This is a genomic window from Pseudomonas sp. X4 (assembly GCF_040784925.1).
Lineage (GTDB): Bacteria > Pseudomonadota > Gammaproteobacteria > Pseudomonadales > Pseudomonadaceae > Aquipseudomonas > Aquipseudomonas putida_Z.
In genome coordinates, this window is sequence record NZ_CP160798.1 from 4,926,615 (window position 1) to 4,942,614 (window position 16,000).

General features: G+C 64.7%; 10 protein-coding genes. 8 read left to right on the plus strand and 2 right to left on the minus strand.

Annotated features, from left to right (window positions below; genetic code table 11):
- Positions 1–131: 131 nt before the first annotated feature.
- Together ABX298_RS22040 and ABX298_RS22045 are read right to left on the minus strand one after the other, a co-directional pair.
- Positions 132–884: a transporter substrate-binding domain-containing protein gene (locus ABX298_RS22040; RefSeq protein WP_075044997.1), complete on the minus strand. Its 753-nt coding sequence runs from the start codon at positions 882–884 to the stop codon at positions 132–134.
- A 22-nt stretch (positions 885–906) separates the two neighbouring features.
- Positions 907–1,779, minus strand: coding sequence for a MurR/RpiR family transcriptional regulator (locus ABX298_RS22045; RefSeq protein ID WP_085705216.1), 873 nt, complete (start codon positions 1,777–1,779; stop codon positions 907–909).
- Between the two features lie 143 nt (positions 1,780–1,922).
- On the opposite strand from ABX298_RS22045, the gene ABX298_RS22050 reads away from it, so the two are divergent.
- From ABX298_RS22050 to ABX298_RS22085, 8 genes are all read left to right on the plus strand, one after another.
- Positions 1,923–2,948, plus strand: coding sequence for an Ldh family oxidoreductase (locus tag ABX298_RS22050; RefSeq protein ID WP_286101747.1), 1,026 nt, complete (start codon positions 1,923–1,925; stop codon positions 2,946–2,948).
- Between the two features lie 234 nt (positions 2,949–3,182).
- Entirely contained in the window at positions 3,183–4,379 is a 1,197-nt protein-coding gene (locus ABX298_RS22055; protein WP_063915003.1) for an amino acid aminotransferase, read from the plus strand.
- Between the two features lie 295 nt (positions 4,380–4,674).
- Positions 4,675–5,955, plus strand: a complete 1,281-nt coding sequence (locus ABX298_RS22060) for a serine/threonine transporter (protein WP_025338838.1) — start codon at positions 4,675–4,677, stop codon at positions 5,953–5,955.
- Between the two features lie 166 nt (positions 5,956–6,121).
- Complete coding sequence (tpx, locus tag ABX298_RS22065) at positions 6,122–6,622, plus strand: thiol peroxidase (protein WP_025338839.1); 501 nt, start codon at positions 6,122–6,124, stop codon at positions 6,620–6,622.
- Positions 6,623–6,964: 342 nt separating this feature from the next.
- The gene (locus tag ABX298_RS22070; RefSeq protein WP_367393636.1) at positions 6,965–8,287 is read left to right on the plus strand and encodes an MdtA/MuxA family multidrug efflux RND transporter periplasmic adaptor subunit; all 1,323 of its coding nucleotides are present in this window, start codon (positions 6,965–6,967) and stop codon (positions 8,285–8,287) included.
- Entirely contained in the window at positions 8,284–11,382 is a 3,099-nt protein-coding gene (locus ABX298_RS22075; RefSeq protein WP_025338841.1) for an MdtB/MuxB family multidrug efflux RND transporter permease subunit, read from the plus strand. The genes ABX298_RS22070 and ABX298_RS22075 overlap by 4 nt, the downstream gene beginning before the upstream one ends.
- A complete protein-coding gene (locus ABX298_RS22080; RefSeq protein WP_085617032.1) occupies positions 11,379–14,486 on the plus strand; it encodes an efflux RND transporter permease subunit in 3,108 nt (1,035 codons plus the stop codon). The genes ABX298_RS22075 and ABX298_RS22080 overlap by 4 nt, the downstream gene beginning before the upstream one ends.
- Positions 14,483–15,970, plus strand: a complete 1,488-nt coding sequence (locus tag ABX298_RS22085; RefSeq protein ID WP_367393637.1) for an efflux transporter outer membrane subunit — start codon at positions 14,483–14,485, stop codon at positions 15,968–15,970. Before ABX298_RS22080 ends, ABX298_RS22085 begins: the two co-directional genes overlap by 4 nt.
- Positions 15,971–16,000 lie beyond the last annotated feature (30 nt).

Sequence of the window (16,000 nt, forward strand, 5' to 3'; positions counted from 1 at the left end):
GTTGACCTTACCGGCCTCATCGCCGGCAAGCCGGCTCCCACAGGTACACCTCTGTTCTTCAGGTCAGTGAGCTACCTGTGGGAGCTGGCTTGTCGGCGATAGGGCCCGGTCAGGCAATGAGGCCTTGAAGGTCAGTTGTAGATATCGAAAGCGAAGTACTTGCTGGCGATCTTCTGGTAGGTGCCGTTGGCGACGATCTGCTGCAGCGCGGTGTTCAGGCGCTGGCGCAGGGCTTCGTCGTCCTTGCGCACGGCAATGGCGGCATCGGCCTTGGTGTCGGCCACGTCACCGAGGATCTTGCAGCAGTCCCCGCCGTTCTTGGTCATCCACTCGTGCAGCGGGAATTTGTCGGCAATCACCCCGTCCAGGCGGCCGGCGGCCAGGTCGGCGTTGGCTTCGTCCATGGTCGGGTACAGTTTCACGTCGGCACCGGCCTTGGCGTAGACGTCTTCGGCGTAGATGGCCTGGGTAGAGGACGACTGGGCGCCAACGGTGTAGCCGTCGAAGGTGGTCTGGGCGTCGCTGATCTTGCTGTCCTTGGCCACGGCGACGGTCAGCGGGGTGCGGTAGTAGTGGTCGGTGAAGGCGATTTTCTTGCGCCGTTCTTCGGTGTTGATCATCGATGCGACCACCGCGTCGTATTTGCGTGCCATCAGCGCCGGAATGATGCCTTCCCAGTCCTGGGCCACCAGCGTGCACTCGACTTTCATCTGCTCGCACAGGGCGTGGGTGATGTCGACGTCGAAGCCGTGCAACTGATTATTGGCGTCGACATAGTTGAAGGGCGGGTAGGCGCCCTCGGTGGCGAAGCGCAGGGTTTCGGCACTGGCGGCACCCGACAGCAGCAGGGCGCACGCACCCACCAAGGCCATGGTCTTGTTCATCTCGCACCTCATTGCACTCTTGCTATTGTTGTTTTCCCGTCGACCACGAGGTGTAGCCGACGAATTCGTTATGTAGAGCGGCAGTTGCTTCCAAGCGTTTTTCAACATCCGGCCCGAGCTTCTTGCAGACCTCGTTGACCATCAGGTGCACCCACGACAGCATGGTCGAGGTGGACTCCCAGAACAGGTTGAACTCGGTGGGAATGCGGAACACCTCGTCGGCGTTGGCATCGGCCCAGTCACAGAAGGGGTCGGTCACCAGGGTGACCGCAATGCCAGCCTCGCGCGCCTTCTGGCACAACAGCAGGGCATGGCGGGAATAACGGCGGGCTTCGAACACCACCAGGGCGCTGTCTTCGGCGCGGCCCAGCAATACTTCGCCAAAGTGCCCGGCACTCATATCCACCAGCTGCACGCCATCGCGCAGGTACTGCAGCAGGTGGCTCATGCACATGGCGATGCCGCGCTCGGTCTGGAAGCCGGCGATGAATACCCGCTGCTTGCTTGCCAGGCGCTGGGCGACGCTGTGCCAGGCGCTGCTCTGGCGATACTCGTGCACGCGCACCAGGGCGGCGATTTCCAGCTCCAGGCTGCCGGCGTTGTCGCTGGCGTCCTGGTTCTGGCGGTAATCTTGCAGGCGGTCGCCCACCAGCCACGGGCCATCGCCCAGGTCGTTCTGCAGGTCTTGCTTCAACGCCTTGAGATGGGCATAACCCAATGAGCGGCAGAAACGGCCGACGCTGGATTCGCTGACGCCCAGCTTGACGGCAATGCTGGCCGAGGTCTGGAACGGCAGTTCATGCAGGTTGGCGAGCATGTAGCTGGCGATCTTGCGGCCCGAAGCAGCGGCCCCTTCGAGGCTGTTTTCCAGGCGTTGCTTGATCAGTTGGCTCATGCTGCGGCTCCAGGGGTAAGGCTTGCGAAAGAAAATGGCTGTTTTCTGTCATCAAGTCAACATTTGACAGATAGCTGTCACATGCAGGAAAGTTTTTGTCGTTGCAACGCTGTAGCCATTCCAATTCCAACAAGGAGCTTCAGATGTCCGCACCTTCCACCAGCACCGTCGTGCGTGTGCCTTTTACCGAGCTGCAGGGCCTGTTGCAGAGCATCTTCCAGCGCCATGGCTGCAGCGAAAGCGTGGCCCGGGTGCTGGCCTACAACTGCGCCAGCGCCCAGCGCGATGGTGCCCATAGCCATGGGGTGTTCCGCATGCCTGGCTATGTTTCGACATTGGCCAGCGGCTGGGTCGATGGCCAGGCCACGCCGAAGGTCAGCGACGTGGCGCCCGGTTATGTTCGCGTCGATGCCGCAGGCGGCTTCGCCCAGCCGGCGCTGGCGGCGGCCCGTGAACTTCTGGTGGCGAAGGCGCGCAACGCTGGTATCGCCGTGCTGGCGATCCACAACTCGCACCACTTCGCCGCGCTGTGGCCGGATGTGGAGCCATTCGCCGACGAAGGCCTGGTAGCCCTGAGCGTGGTCAACAGCATGACCTGCGTGGTGCCGCACGGCGCCCGCAAGCCGCTGTTCGGCACCAACCCCATCGCCTTTGCCGCACCTTGCGCCGAACATGACCCGATCGTCTTCGACATGGCCACCAGCGCCATGGCCCATGGCGACGTGCAGATTGCCGCGCGCGCTGGTCAGCAACTGCCGCAGGGCATGGGGGTGGATGCCAATGGTGAGCCGACCACCGACCCCAAGGCGATTCTGGAAGGCGGCGCCTTGCTGCCATTTGGCGGGCACAAGGGCTCGGCCTTGTCGATGATGGTCGAGTTGCTGGCGGCGGCGCTGACCGGCGGGCATTTCTCCTGGGAGTTCGACTGGTCGGGGCACCCGGGGGCGAAGACGCCGTGGACCGGGCAGCTGATCATTGTCATCGACCCGAACAAGGCCGAGGGCGAGCGGTTTGCCCAGCGCAGCCGCGAACTGGTCGAGCAGATGCAGGCGGTAGGGCTGACGCGCATGCCGGGCGAGCGGCGTTACCGCGAGCGCGAGGTGGCCGAGGAGGAGGGGGTGGCGGTGACCGAGCAGGAGTTGCAAGGCCTGAAAGAGCTGCTTGGCTGACCCGGCCCTATCGCCGGCAAGCCAGCTCCCACAGGTACACCACAAACCTCAAGGCCTGTGGTGTACCTGTGGGAGCTGGCTTGCCGGCGATGAGGCCCTCACTGCCTGCACCAATCCTCAGCCATGCAATGTTGCATAGACAACCTTGCACAATAGTTGATGTTCCTGAGCCCGCACTCCGGGTATGCTCAGGGCTGCCTTTTCGAACTGTCCTGATCCAAGGAGCTGCACGCTGTGTTCAAACATGTCGATGCCTATGCCGGCGACCCGATCCTCTCGTTGATGGAAACCTTCAAGGCCGACCCGCGCGCCGACAAGGTCAACCTGAGTATCGGCCTGTACTACGATGAGGCCGGCGTGGTGCCGCAACTGGCGGCTGTGGATGCGGTGGAAAAACGCATCGCCGGCCAGGACCACGAAGCCTCGCTGTACCTGCCGATGGAAGGCCTGGCCAGCTACCGCCAGGCGATCCAGGCACTGCTGTTCGGTGCCGATCACCCAGCCGTGACCGGCGGGCGCGTGGCCACCGTGCAGACCGTGGGCGGTTCCGGCGCCCTCAAGGTCGGTGCCGACTTCCTCAAGCGCTACTTCCCCCAGTCCGAAGTCTGGGTCAGCAACCCGACCTGGGACAACCACCGCGCCATCTTCGAAGGCGCCGGCTTCAAGGTGCACACCTACCCGTACTTCGACCAGGCCACCCGTGGCGTGGACTTCGACGGCATGCTGGCCACCCTGCAGACCCTGCCGGCCAACAGCGTGGTGCTGCTGCACCCGTGCTGCCACAACCCCACCGGCGCCGACCTGGAACAGCACCAGTGGCAACAGGTGGTTGAAGTGGTCAAGGCACGCCAGCTGATCCCGTTCCTCGACATCGCCTACCAGGGCTTCGCCGAAGGCCTGGTGGAAGACGCCTACGCCATCCGTGAAATGGCCCGCGCCGGCGTGCCGTGCCTGGTCAGCAACTCGTTCTCGAAGATCTTCTCGCTGTACGGCGAGCGTGTCGGCGGCCTGTCGGTGGTCTGCGACGATGACGCCACTGCCCAGAGCGTGCTCGGCCAGCTCAAGGCTACCGTGCGCCGCAACTACTCCAGCCCGCCCAACTTCGGCGCCCAGCTGGTTGCTGGCGTGCTCAGCGATGCCGCCCTCAATGCCCAGTGGGCCGAGGAAGTCGAAGTGATGCGCAAACGTATCCTCGACATGCGCCAGGCGCTGGTCGATGCCCTGGCCGTGCTGCTGCCAGGCCAGGACTTCCAGTTCTTCCTGCGCCAGCGCGGCATGTTCAGCTACACCGGCTTCAGCGTCGAGCAGGTGCGTCGCCTGCGTGACGAGTTCGGCGTGTACCTGATCGACAGCGGCCGCGTATGCATGTCCGGCTTGCGCCCGGCCAACCTGCAACGGGTTGCCGAAGCCTTCGCCGCCGTCCAGAAGTAACACCGCACGGGGCCGCTTTGCGGCCCTTTCGCCGGCAAGCCGGCTCCCATAGAGATAGCGCAAGGCTCAAGCACTGCGCGGTCGGTGTGGGAGCCGGCTTGCCGGCGATCAGGCTGCATGCAGCCTCTGGTTGCAATCCGCTTGTAAAGACAAGTGCAACCGCTCCTCGGAAAAGGGCTTCGCAAGTGCAACCTTTCCGTGCACAATCGCGCTCCCTTTTTCGGTTGAGTTGGGCGAAACGTCTATTTCGCCATTCTCAGCCTGTTGCAGTCTTGCGAGTGGAGCTTCACCCGGAATGAATGAGCAGGCCCCAAGCGTTGAACAACGCTTTGCAGAATCGACCCCCGCCACCCTCGGCAGCTGGTCGCGTCACGACACCACCTGGATGCTGGGCCTGTTCGGCACAGCGATCGGCGCCGGAACCCTCTTCCTGCCGATCAACGCCGGCCTTGGCGGCTTCTGGCCGTTGCTGATCCTGGCCATACTGGCCTTCCCGATGACCTATTTCGCTCACCGCGGGCTGACCCGTTTCGTCCTTTCCGGGCGCAATGACGGCGATATCACCGAAGTGGTCAAGGAGCACTTCGGCATTACCGCCGGCGCCTCGATCACCGTGCTGTACTTCTTCGCGATCTTCCCGATCCTGCTTATCTATAGCGTGGCGCTGACCAACACCGTGTCCAGCTTCATGGAGCACCAGCTGCACATGCAGCCGCCACCACGGGCCATCCTGTCGTTCGTGCTGATCCTCGGTCTGCTGGCCATCGTGCGCTGCGGCGAGCAGGCCACGGTCAAGGTCATGAGCCTGCTGGTCTACCCGTTCATCGTCGCCCTGGCATTGCTGGGCCTGTACCTGGTGCCGCACTGGACCGGTGGCATTCTCGACAGCGCCACCCAGGTGCCACCGGCCTCGGCCTTCCTGCATACCCTGTGGCTGGCGATTCCGGTGATGGTGTTCTCGTTCAACCACTCGCCGATCATCTCCGCCTTTGCCGTCGACCAGAAGCGCCGCTACGGCGAGCATGCCGATGAGCGTAGCGGCCAGATCCTGCGCCGTGCCCACCTGCTGATGGTGGTGATGGTGCTGTTCTTCGTGTTCAGCTGCGTGCTCACCCTGAGCAGCGCCCAGCTGGCCGAGGCCAAGGCGCAGAACCTGTCGATCCTGTCCTACCTGGCCAACCACTTCAGCAACCCGACCATCGCGTTCGCTGCACCGCTGATTGCTTTCGTGGCCATCGCCAAGTCGTTCCTCGGCCACTACATCGGCGCCAGCGAAGGCCTGAAAGGCATCATCACCAAGGCCGGTGCTCGCCCGAGCGCTAAGGCCCTGGACCGCGTGGTCGCCGCGCTGATGCTGGTGGTGTGCTGGATCGTCGCCACCCTCAACCCAAGCATCCTCGGCATGATCGAGTCGCTCGGTGGCCCGATCCTCGCGGTGCTGCTGTTCCTGATGCCGATGTACGCCATTCGCCGCGTGCCATCCATGCGCAAGTACAGCGGTGCTGCCTCCAACGTGTTCGTGGTGGTAGTCGGCCTGGTTGCGCTGACCTCGGTGGTATACGGCCTGCTGGGCTGATACGCCATCTGCAACAGTAATGCCCGGGTCGCTTGTTGCCACCCGGGCATTTTTTTGTCCACAAGAATTGTCCGGCAACAGAACAATTTCACCTGCCCCCATAGGCACCCGGCCGCCTTCATGCTTAACTCAGTGTCCTTTTCAAACCCCGCATAAGGATTTCGTCATGGCTCAAGTGACTCTCAAAGGCAACCCGGTTCAGGTCAACGGCGAACTGCCGAAAACCGGCGCCCAGGCTCCGGCTTTCTCCCTGGTAGGTGAAGGCCTGGCTGACAAGTCGCTGAAAGACTACGCCGGCAAGCGCAAGGTGCTGAACATCTTCCCGAGCGTCGACACCCCGACCTGCGCTACCTCCGTGCGCAAGTTCAACGCCCAGGCCAACGATGTGGCCAACACCGTGGTGCTGTGCATCTCCGCCGACCTGCCGTTCGCCCAGGCACGCTTCTGCGGCGCCGAAGGCCTGGACAACGTGAAGAACCTGTCGACCCTGCGTGGCCGCGAGTTCCTCGAAAACTACGGCGTGGCCATCGCCGATGGCCCGCTGGCCGGCCTGGCTGCCCGTGCCGTGGTGGTGCTGGACGAAAACGACAAGGTGCTGCACAGCGAGCTGGTTGGCGAAATCGCTGATGAGCCGAACTACGATGCAGCGCTGGCTGTGCTGAAGTAAGGGTTGTGGGGTAGGTCGGCTGAGTCCTGTACCGGCCTCTTCGCGGGTGAACCCGCTCCCACAGGTACGGCACAGGTTTCAAAAGCTGTGATATCCCTGTGGGAGCGGGTTTACCCGCGAAGAGGCCGGCACAGGCGACCGAAACCTTTCAGCCCGCCACCGCTCCAAGCAACACCCTGTAAACGGCCCGGAACGCGTTCCGGGCCGTTTTCATTTAAAGTTCAACCCCTTGGCAACGTCAGGCAAAGGTAAACCTCTGGTAAAGGCGCTTTGCTAAAACGATGCCAGTGCTTATCGTTCATCCTCCCCAAGTCGTCATTCCGAACAAGGTTCGTTCAACCCATGCAAGCGTCCAATTCCCGTTCCCCTCGTCGCTGGCTCGTAGGCCTGCTGATCCTGCTGCTGGTGGCTGCACTGGCCTGGTGGCTGTGGCCCGCAGCGGCGCCTGCGCCTAAAGAAGCCGGTGGCGGGCGCGGTGGCAAGGGCATGGGCATGATGGGCGGTCGCCCGGGCTTCGGCGGCTCCAGCGACCCGGTGCCGGTGCGCGTCGAGCCGGTGCGGGTGGGCGACTTCCCGCTGTACTACAAGGCCCTGGGCACCGTCACCGCGACCAACACCGTCAACGTGCGCAGCCGCGTGGCTGGCGAGCTGGTCAAGATCCACTTCAAGGAAGGCCAGCAGGTCAAGGCCGGCGACCTGCTCGCCGAGATCGACCCGCGCTCGTACCGCATCGCCCTGCAACAGGCCGAAGGCACCCTGGCGCAGAACCAGGCGCAGCTGAAGAACGCCCAGGTCGACCTGGCCCGCTATAAAGGCCTGTACGCCGAAGACAGCATCGCCAAGCAAACCCTGGACACCGCCGAAGCGCAGGTGGCGCAGTTCCAGGGGCTGGTGAAGACCAACCAGGCGCAGGTCAACGACGCCCGCCTGAACCTCGATTTCACCCAGATCCGCGCGCCGATCAATGGCCGCGTGGGCCTGCGCCAGCTCGACCTGGGCAACCTGGTGGCGGCCAACGACACCACCGCGCTGGTGGTGATCACCCAGACCGAGCCGATCAGCGTTGCCTTCACCCTGCCGGAAACCGAGCTGAGCACCGTGCTGGAACGCTACCGCAGCGGCGCCAGCCTGCCGGTCGAAGCCTGGGACCGCAGTGACAGCAAGCTGCAGTCCACCGGCGTGCTGGGCAGCATCGACAACCAGATCGATACCACCACCGGCACCCTCAAGTTCAAGGGCCGCTTCGAGAACAAGGACCTGGCCCTGTTCCCCAACCAGTTCGTCAACGTGCGCCTGCTGGCCGACACCCTCAAGCAGGTGACCATGGCCCCGGCGGCGGCCATCCAGTTCGGCAACGACGGCACCTTCGCCTATGTGGTCAACGCCGAGAGCAAGGTGAATGTGCGCAAGCTCAAGGTGGGCGCCAGCGACGGCGAGAACAGCGTCATCCTCGAAGGCCTGAAGGCCGGCGACCGTCTGGTGCTGGAAGGCACCGACCGCCTGCGCGAAGGCACCAAGGTGGAAGTGGTCGAAGACAGCTCGCAGGTGCCGACCACCCCGGGCCAGCACCTGCAAGGCCAGGAAGCCAAGGGTTCGGCAAGCACTGGTGATGTGCAGCCCGGTAAAACACAGCCTGGTAGCGCAGCAGGCAAGGCGGGCGCATGAACCTCTCGCGTCTGTTCATCCTGCGGCCGGTTGCCACCACGCTGAGCATGCTGGCCATCGTCCTGGCCGGCCTGATCGCCTACAAGCTGCTGCCGGTTTCCGCCTTGCCGCAGGTGGATTACCCGACCATCCGGGTCATGACCCTGTACCCCGGTGCCAGCCCGCAGGTCATGACCAGCGCCGTTACCGCACCGCTGGAACGCCAGTTCGGGCAGATGCCGGGCCTGGAGCAGATGGCTTCGACCAGCTCCGGCGGCGCCTCGGTGCTGACCCTGCGCTTCAACCTCGACATGAACATGGACGTTGCCGAGCAACAGGTGCAGGCCGCGATCAACGCCGCCAGCAACCTGCTGCCCAGCGACCTGCCGGCGCCGCCGGTGTACAACAAGGTCAACCCGGCCGACACCCCGGTGCTGACCCTGGCCATCTCCAGCAAGACCATGCCGCTGCCCAAGCTCAACGACCTGGTCGATACCCGCGTGGCCCAGAAGCTCGCGCAGATCAGCGGTGTGGGCATGGTCAGCATCGCCGGCGGCCAGCGCCAGGCGGTGCGGATCAAGGTCAACGTCGATGCCCTGGCCGCCAACGGCCTGAACCTGGAGGACGTACGCACCCTGATCGGCGCCTCCAACGTCAACCAGCCCAAGGGCAACTTCGATGGCCCGACCCGGGTGTCGATGCTCGATGCCAACGACCAGCTGCGCTCCCCTGAGGAATACGCAAACCTGATCCTGGCCTACAACAACGGTGCACCATTGCGTCTCAAGGACGTGGCCGAAATCGTCGACGGCGCGGAGAACGAGCGCCTGGCTGCCTGGGCCAATGAAAACCACGCGGTGCTGCTGAACATCCAGCGCCAGCCGGGCGCCAACGTCATCGAAGTAGTCGACCGTATCAAGGCCCTGTTGCCTTCGATCACCGACAACCTGCCGGCCGGCCTGGATGTTTCGGTGCTCACCGACCGCACCCAGACCATCCGCGCCGCGGTCAAGGACGTGCAGCACGAACTGCTGATCGCCATCGCCCTGGTGGTAATGGTCACGTTCGTGTTCCTGCGCCGTTTCAGTGCCACCCTCATCCCGTCGATCGCCGTGCCATTGTCGCTGATCGGCACCTTCGGCGTGATGTACCTGGCCGGCTTCTCGGTCAACAACCTGACGCTGATGGCCCTGACCATCGCCACCGGTTTCGTGGTCGACGACGCCATCGTCATGCTGGAGAACATCTCCCGGCACATCGAGGAGGGCGAGACGCCCATGCAGGCTGCGCTCAAGGGCGCCCGGCAAATCGGCTTCACCCTGATCTCGCTGACCTTCTCGCTGATTGCGGTATTGATCCCGCTGCTGTTCATGGCCGATGTGGTCGGCCGCCTGTTCCGCGAGTTCGCCATTACCCTGGCGGTGGCCATCCTGATTTCCCTGGTGGTATCGCTGACCCTCACGCCGATGATGTGCGCGCGCCTGCTCAAGCGCGAGCCCAAGGAAGAGGAACAGGGTCGGTTCTACCGCGCCAGTGGCGCCTGGATCGACTGGCTGATCAGGCACTACGGCAGCGCCCTGCAGTGGGTACTCAAGCGCCAGCCGCTGACGCTGCTGGTGGCCGTGGCCAGCCTGGCGCTCACCGTGTTCCTGTACATGGTGGTGCCCAAGGGCTTCTTCCCGGTGCAGGACACCGGGGTGATCCAGGGCATTTCCGAAGCGCCGCAGTCCACCTCGTTCGCCGCCATGAGCGAACGCCAGCAAGCCCTGAGCAAGGTGATCCTGCAGGACCCGGCGGTGCAGAGCCTGTCGTCCTACATTGGCGTCGATGGCGACAACGCCACGCTCAACAGCGGCCGCCTGCTGATCAACCTCAAGCCCCATGGCGAGCGTGATGTCACGGCCAGCGAAGTGATCAACCGCCTGCAGCCGCAAGTCGACCGGCTGGTGGGCATCCGCCTGTTCATGCAGCCGGTGCAGGACCTGAGCATCGAAGACCGGGTCAGCCGTACCCAGTACCAGTTCAGCCTGTCGTCGCCGGACGCCGACCTGCTGGCGCAGTGGAGCGGCAAGCTGGTGCAGGCGCTGCAGCAGCGCCCGGAACTGGCCGACGTGGCCAGCGACCTGCAGGACAAGGGCTTGCAGGTGTACCTGGTGATCGACCGCGACATGGCCAGCCGCCTGGGCATCAGCGTGTCGCAGATCACCAACGCCCTGTACGACGCCTTCGGCCAGCGCCAGATCTCGACCATCTACACCCAGGCCAGCCAGTACCGCGTGGTGCTGCAGTCGCAGGATGCGGCGGTGATCGGCCCGCAGGCGCTGGAGTCGATCCACGTCAAGGCCACCGATGGCGGCCAGGTGCGCCTGTCGGCGCTGGCGCGCATCGAGCAGCGCCAGGCCCAGCTGGCCATTTCCCACATTGGCCAGTTCCCGGCGGTGACCTTGTCGTTCAACCTGGCCCACGGCGCTTCGCTGGGCGAGGCGGTGCAGGTGATCGAGCAGGTGCAGAAGGACATCGGCATGCCGCTGGGCGTGCAAACCCGCTTCCAGGGCGCGGCGGAGGCCTTCCAGGCATCGCTGTCGAGCACCTTGCTGTTGATTCTGGCGGCGGTGGTGACCATGTACATCGTGCTGGGCGTGCTGTACGAGAGCTACATCCACCCGGTGACCATTCTTTCGACCCTGCCGTCGGCGGCGGTCGGCGCCTTGCTGGCCTTGCTCATCAGCGGCAACGACCTGGGCATGATCGCCATCATCGGCATCATCCTGCTGATCGGCATCGTCAAGAAGAACGCGATCATGATGATCGACTTCGCCCTCGAGGCCGAGCGCCAGCAGGGCATGAGCCCGCGCGATGCCATCTATCAGGCGGCGCTGCTGCGCTTCCGGCCGATCCTGATGACCACCCTGGCCGCGCTGTTCGGCGCCGTGCCGCTGATGCTCGCCACCGGTTCCGGTGCCGAGCTGCGCCAGCCGCTGGGCCTGGTGATGGTCGGCGGGTTGCTGGTCAGCCAGGTGCTGACGCTGTTCACCACCCCGGTCATCTACCTGTACTTCGACCGCCTGGCCCGCCGCTGGCGCCCGGCCACTGACGTGAAGCAGGCCGAGGCATGAACCTGTCCGGTCCTTTCATCCGTCGCCCGGTGGCGACCATGCTGTTGAGCCTGGCGATCATGCTGCTGGGCGGGGTCAGCTTCGGCCTGCTGCCGGTGGCGCCGCTGCCGCAAATGGACTTCCCGGTGATCGTGGTGTCGGCCAACCTGTCCGGCGCCAGCCCGGAAGTGATGGCCTCCACCGTGGCCACGCCGCTGGAGCGCAAGCTGGGCAGCATTGCCGGGGTGACCACCCTGACCAGCAGCTCCAACCAGGGCTCCACACGGGTGATCATCGGCTTCGAGATGGGCCGCGACATCGACGGTGCGGCGCGCGAGGTGCAGGCGGCGATCAACGCCACCCGCAACCTGCTGCCCAGCGGTATGCGCAGCATGCCCACCTACAAGAAGATCAACCCGTCGCAGGCACCGATCATGGTGCTGTCGCTGACCTCGGACGTGCTGCAGAAGGGCCAGCTGTACGATCTGGCCGACACCATCCTGTCGCAGAGCCTGGCCCAGGTGCCTGGGGTAGGGGAGGTGCAGATCGGCGGCAGTTCGTTGCCGGCGGTGCGCATTGCCGTGGAGCCGCAATTGCTCAACCAGTACGGCCTGTCGCTCGATGAAGTGCGCACTGCGGTGTCCAACGCCAACCAGCGCCGGCCGATGGGCTTTGTCGAGGACGCCGAGCGCAACTGGCAGGTGCGTGCCAACGACCAGCTGGAAAGCGCCAAGGACTACGAGCCCGTGGTGATCCGCCAGCAGAACGGCACCATCCTGCGCCTGTCCGACGTGGCGACCATCACAGACGGTGTCGAGAACCGCTACAACAGCGGCTTCTTCAATGACCAGAGCGCGGTGCTGCTGGTGGTCAACCGCCAGACCGGCGCCAACATCATCGAAACGGTCGACCAGATCAAGGCGCAGCTGCCGGCCCTGCAGTCGCTGCTGCCGGCCAGCGTGCAACTGAACGTGGCCATGGACCGCTCGCCAGTGATCAAGGCAACCCTCAAGGAAGCCGAGCACACCCTGCTGATCGCCGTGGTGCTGGTGATCCTGGTGGTCTACCTGTTCCTCGGCAGCCTGCGGGCCTCGCTGATCCCCAGCCTGGCGGTGCCAGTGTCGCTGGTGGGCACCTTCGCGGTCATGTACCTGTGCGGGTTCTCGCTCAACAACCTGTCGCTGATGGCGCTTATTCTTGCCACCGGCCTGGTGGTGGACGACGCCATCGTGGTGCTGGAGAACATCTCCCGGCACATCGAGGACGGCCAGCCGCCGATGAAGGCGGCCTTCCTGGGTGCCAAGGAAGTGGGTTTCACCTTGCTGTCGATGAACGTGTCGCTGGTGGCGGTGTTCGTCTCCATCCTGTTCATGGGCGGCATCGTGCGCAACCTGTTCCAGGAGTTCTCCATCACCCTGGCGGCGGCGATCATCGTGTCGCTGGTGGTGTCGCTGACCCTCACGCCGATGCTGTGCGCCCGCTGGCTCAAGCCGCACCAGGCCGAGCAGAACCGCCTGCAGCGCTGGAGCGACCAGCTGCACCAGCGCATGGTCGATGCCTATGACCGCAGCCTGGGCTGGGCCTTGCGCCACAAGCGCCTGACGCTGATCAGCCTGCTGGCCACCATCGGCATCAACATCGCCCTGTACGTGGTGGTGCCCAAGACGCTGATGCCGCAGCAGGACACCGGCCAGCTGATGGGCTTCATCCGTGGCGACGACGGCCTGTCGTTCAGCGTGATGCAGCCGAAAATGGAAATCTACCGCCGCGCCTTGCTGGCCGACCCGGCGGTGCAGAGCGTTGCCGGCTTCATCGGCGGCAACAGCGGCACCAACAACGCCATGGTGCTGGTGCGCCTGAAACCGATCAACGAGCGCAAGATCGACGCGCAGAAGGTGATCGAGCGCCTGCGCAAGGAAATGCCCAAGGTACCCGGCGGGCGCCTGTTCCTGATGGCCGACCAGGACCTGCAACTGGGCGGCGGGGGCCGTGACCAGACCTCCTCGCAGTACCTGTACTCCCTGCAGAGCGGTGACCTGACGGCCCTGCGCGAATGGTTCCCGAAGGTGGTGGCGGCGCTGCGTGCACTGCCGCAACTGACGGCCATCGACGCCCGCGACGGTGCCGGCACCCAGCAGGTGACCCTGGTGGTCGACCGCGACCAGGCCAAGCGCCTGGGCATCGACATGGACATGGTCACCACGGTGCTGAACAACGCCTACAGCCAGCGCCAGATCTCCACCATCTACGACAGCCTCAACCAGTACCAGGTAGTGCTGGAGATCAACCCGAAGTACGCCTGGGACCCGAGCACCCTCGAGCAGGTACAGGTGATTACCGCCGACGGTGCCCGCGTACCGCTCTCGACCATTGCCCACTACGAGAACAGCCTGGCCAACGACCGGGTCAGCCACGAAGGCCAATTCGCCGCCGAAAGCATCGCCTTCGACGTCGCCGAAGGCTACAGCCCCGACCAGGCCATGGCGGCGCTGGAGCGTGCGGTGGCCAAGCTGGGCTTGCCCGAGGAAGTGATCGCCAAGCTTGGTGGTACCGCCGATGCCTTCGCCAAGACCCAGGAAGGCCAGCCGCTGATGATCCTTGGCGCGCTGGTGCTGGTCTACCTGGTGCTGGGCATCCTCTACGAAAGCTACATTCACCCGCTGACCATCCTCTCGACACTGCCCTCGGCCGGCGTCGGTGCCTTGCTGGCGCTGTACGTCACCGGCGGCGAGTTCAGCCTGATCTCGCTGCTGGGGCTGTTCCTGCTGATCGGCGTGGTGAAGAAGAACGCCATCCTGATGATCGACCTGGCCTTGCAGCTGGAGCGCCACCAGGGCCTGACACCGGAAGAGTCGATCCGCCGGGCCTGCCTGCTGCGCCTGCGGCCGATCCTGATGACTACCCTGGCGGCCATCCTCGGTGCCTTGCCGCTGCTGCTGAGCCGCGCCGAAGGTGCGGAAATGCGCCAGCCACTGGGCCTGACCATCATTGGCGGCCTGGTGTTCAGCCAGATCCTCACCCTTTACACGACACCGGTGGTCTACCTGTACCTGGACCGCCTGCGTCACCGTTTCAACCGTTGGCGTGGCGTGCGCACCGACGCCGCCCTGGAAACCCCGCTATGACTTTTGCCCAGACCCCACTTCACCGCGCCCTGCAGACGCTGACCCGTGGGCGTGGCTCGCGCCTGCTCGGCGCCGGGTTGTGCGTCGCCTTGCTCAGCGCCTGCACCCTGAGCCCGGACTACCACCGCCCGGAGCTGAGCAGCACGGCGCAGTTCAAGCACGCCGAAGGCTGGACCCAGGCCACGCCGTCCGATGCCATCGCCCGCGGCGCCTGGTGGGAAATCTACGGCGATGCCGGGCTCAATGCGCTGGTCGAAGAGCTCAACCGCAGCAACCAGACCGTGGCGCAATCGGAGGCCCAGTACCGCCAGGCCCAGGCGCTGGTGCGCAGCAGCCGGGCGGCACTGTTCCCCAGCCTGGACCTGAGCGTCAGCAAGAACCGCTCGGCCCAGGGCACCGGCAGCTCCAGCTCGAGCCTGTCCAACAACAGCAGCGGCATTCGCAACACCTACAACGCCCAGCTCGGCGTCAGCTGGGAAATCGACCTGTGGGGCAAACTGCGCGAAACCCTCAATGCCAACGAAGCCAGTGCCGAAGCCAGCCTGGCCGACCTGGCCTCGATCCGCCTCAGCCAGCAGTCGGAACTGGTGCAGAACTACCTGCAGTTGCGGGTGATCGACGAGCAGAAGCGCCTGTTGGAAGCCACCGTGGCAGCTTATGAGCGTTCCCTGCGGATGAACGAAAACCAGTACCGCGCCGGCGTCGCCGGCCCGGATGCGGTGGCCCAGGCGCGTACCCAGCTCAAGAGCACCCAGGCCGACCTGATCGACCTGATCTGGCAGCGCGCGCAGTTCGAGAACGCCATTGCCGTGTTGCTGGGCAAGGCCCCGGCGGACTTCGCCCTGGTCGACAGCAAGGCCATTCCGGCGCTGCCGCAAATTCCGGTGGCCTTGCCTTCGCAGTTGCTGGAGCGACGCCCGGACATCGCTGCGGCCGAGCGCAACGTGATGGCTGCCAACGCCAACATCGGCGTGTCGCGGGCGGCGTATTTCCCGGACCTGAGCCTGAGCATGAGTGGCGGTTACTCCAGCAGCAGCTTCAGCAACTGGATCGAACTGCCCAACCGCTACTGGTCGGTGGGCCCGCAGCTGGCGCTGACCTTGTTCGACGCCGGCAAGCGCAGTGCCGAGGTGGACCGCACGGTGGCGGTGTATGACCAGACCGTGGCGCAGTACCGCCAGACCGTGCTCGACGGCTTCAAGGAAGTGGAAAACCTGCTGGTGCAGTTGAAGGTGTATGGCGATGAGGCGGTGGTGCGCCAGGAGGCACTGGATGCCGCTCGCGAGTCCCTGCGCCTGACCGAGAACCAGTACCGCGCGGGGCTGATCGGCTACCTGGATGTGGTCAACGTGCAGACCACGGCGCTGAGCAACGAGCGCAGTGTGTTGAACCTGCTGCAGGGGCGCCTGGTGGCAAGCGTGCAGCTGGTTGCCGCGCTGGGTGGTGGCTGGGATGCGGAACAGGCGTTTGCCGAGCAGGATTGACTGGGCCTCTAGTACAGCGAATTGCTGTAC

Bases quoted from the DNA above. Each gene is read 5' to 3' on its own strand.
- ABX298_RS22040 (WP_075044997.1), bottom strand. From the start codon at position 884: ATGAACAAGACCATGGCCTTGGTGGGTGCGTGCGCCCTGCTGCTGTCG.
- ABX298_RS22045 (WP_085705216.1), bottom strand. From the start codon at position 1,779: ATGAGCCAACTGATCAAGCAACGCCTGGAAAACAGCCTCGAAGGGGCC.
- ABX298_RS22050 (WP_286101747.1), top strand. From the start codon at position 1,923: ATGTCCGCACCTTCCACCAGCACCGTCGTGCGTGTGCCTTTTACCGAG.
- ABX298_RS22060 (WP_025338838.1), top strand. From the start codon at position 4,675: ATGAATGAGCAGGCCCCAAGCGTTGAACAACGCTTTGCAGAATCGACC.
- tpx (WP_025338839.1), top strand. From the start codon at position 6,122: ATGGCTCAAGTGACTCTCAAAGGCAACCCGGTTCAGGTCAACGGCGAA.
- ABX298_RS22070 (WP_367393636.1), top strand. From the start codon at position 6,965: ATGCAAGCGTCCAATTCCCGTTCCCCTCGTCGCTGGCTCGTAGGCCTG.
- ABX298_RS22075 (WP_025338841.1), top strand. From the start codon at position 8,284: ATGAACCTCTCGCGTCTGTTCATCCTGCGGCCGGTTGCCACCACGCTG.
- ABX298_RS22080 (WP_085617032.1), top strand. From the start codon at position 11,379: ATGAACCTGTCCGGTCCTTTCATCCGTCGCCCGGTGGCGACCATGCTG.
- ABX298_RS22085 (WP_367393637.1), top strand. From the start codon at position 14,483: ATGACTTTTGCCCAGACCCCACTTCACCGCGCCCTGCAGACGCTGACC.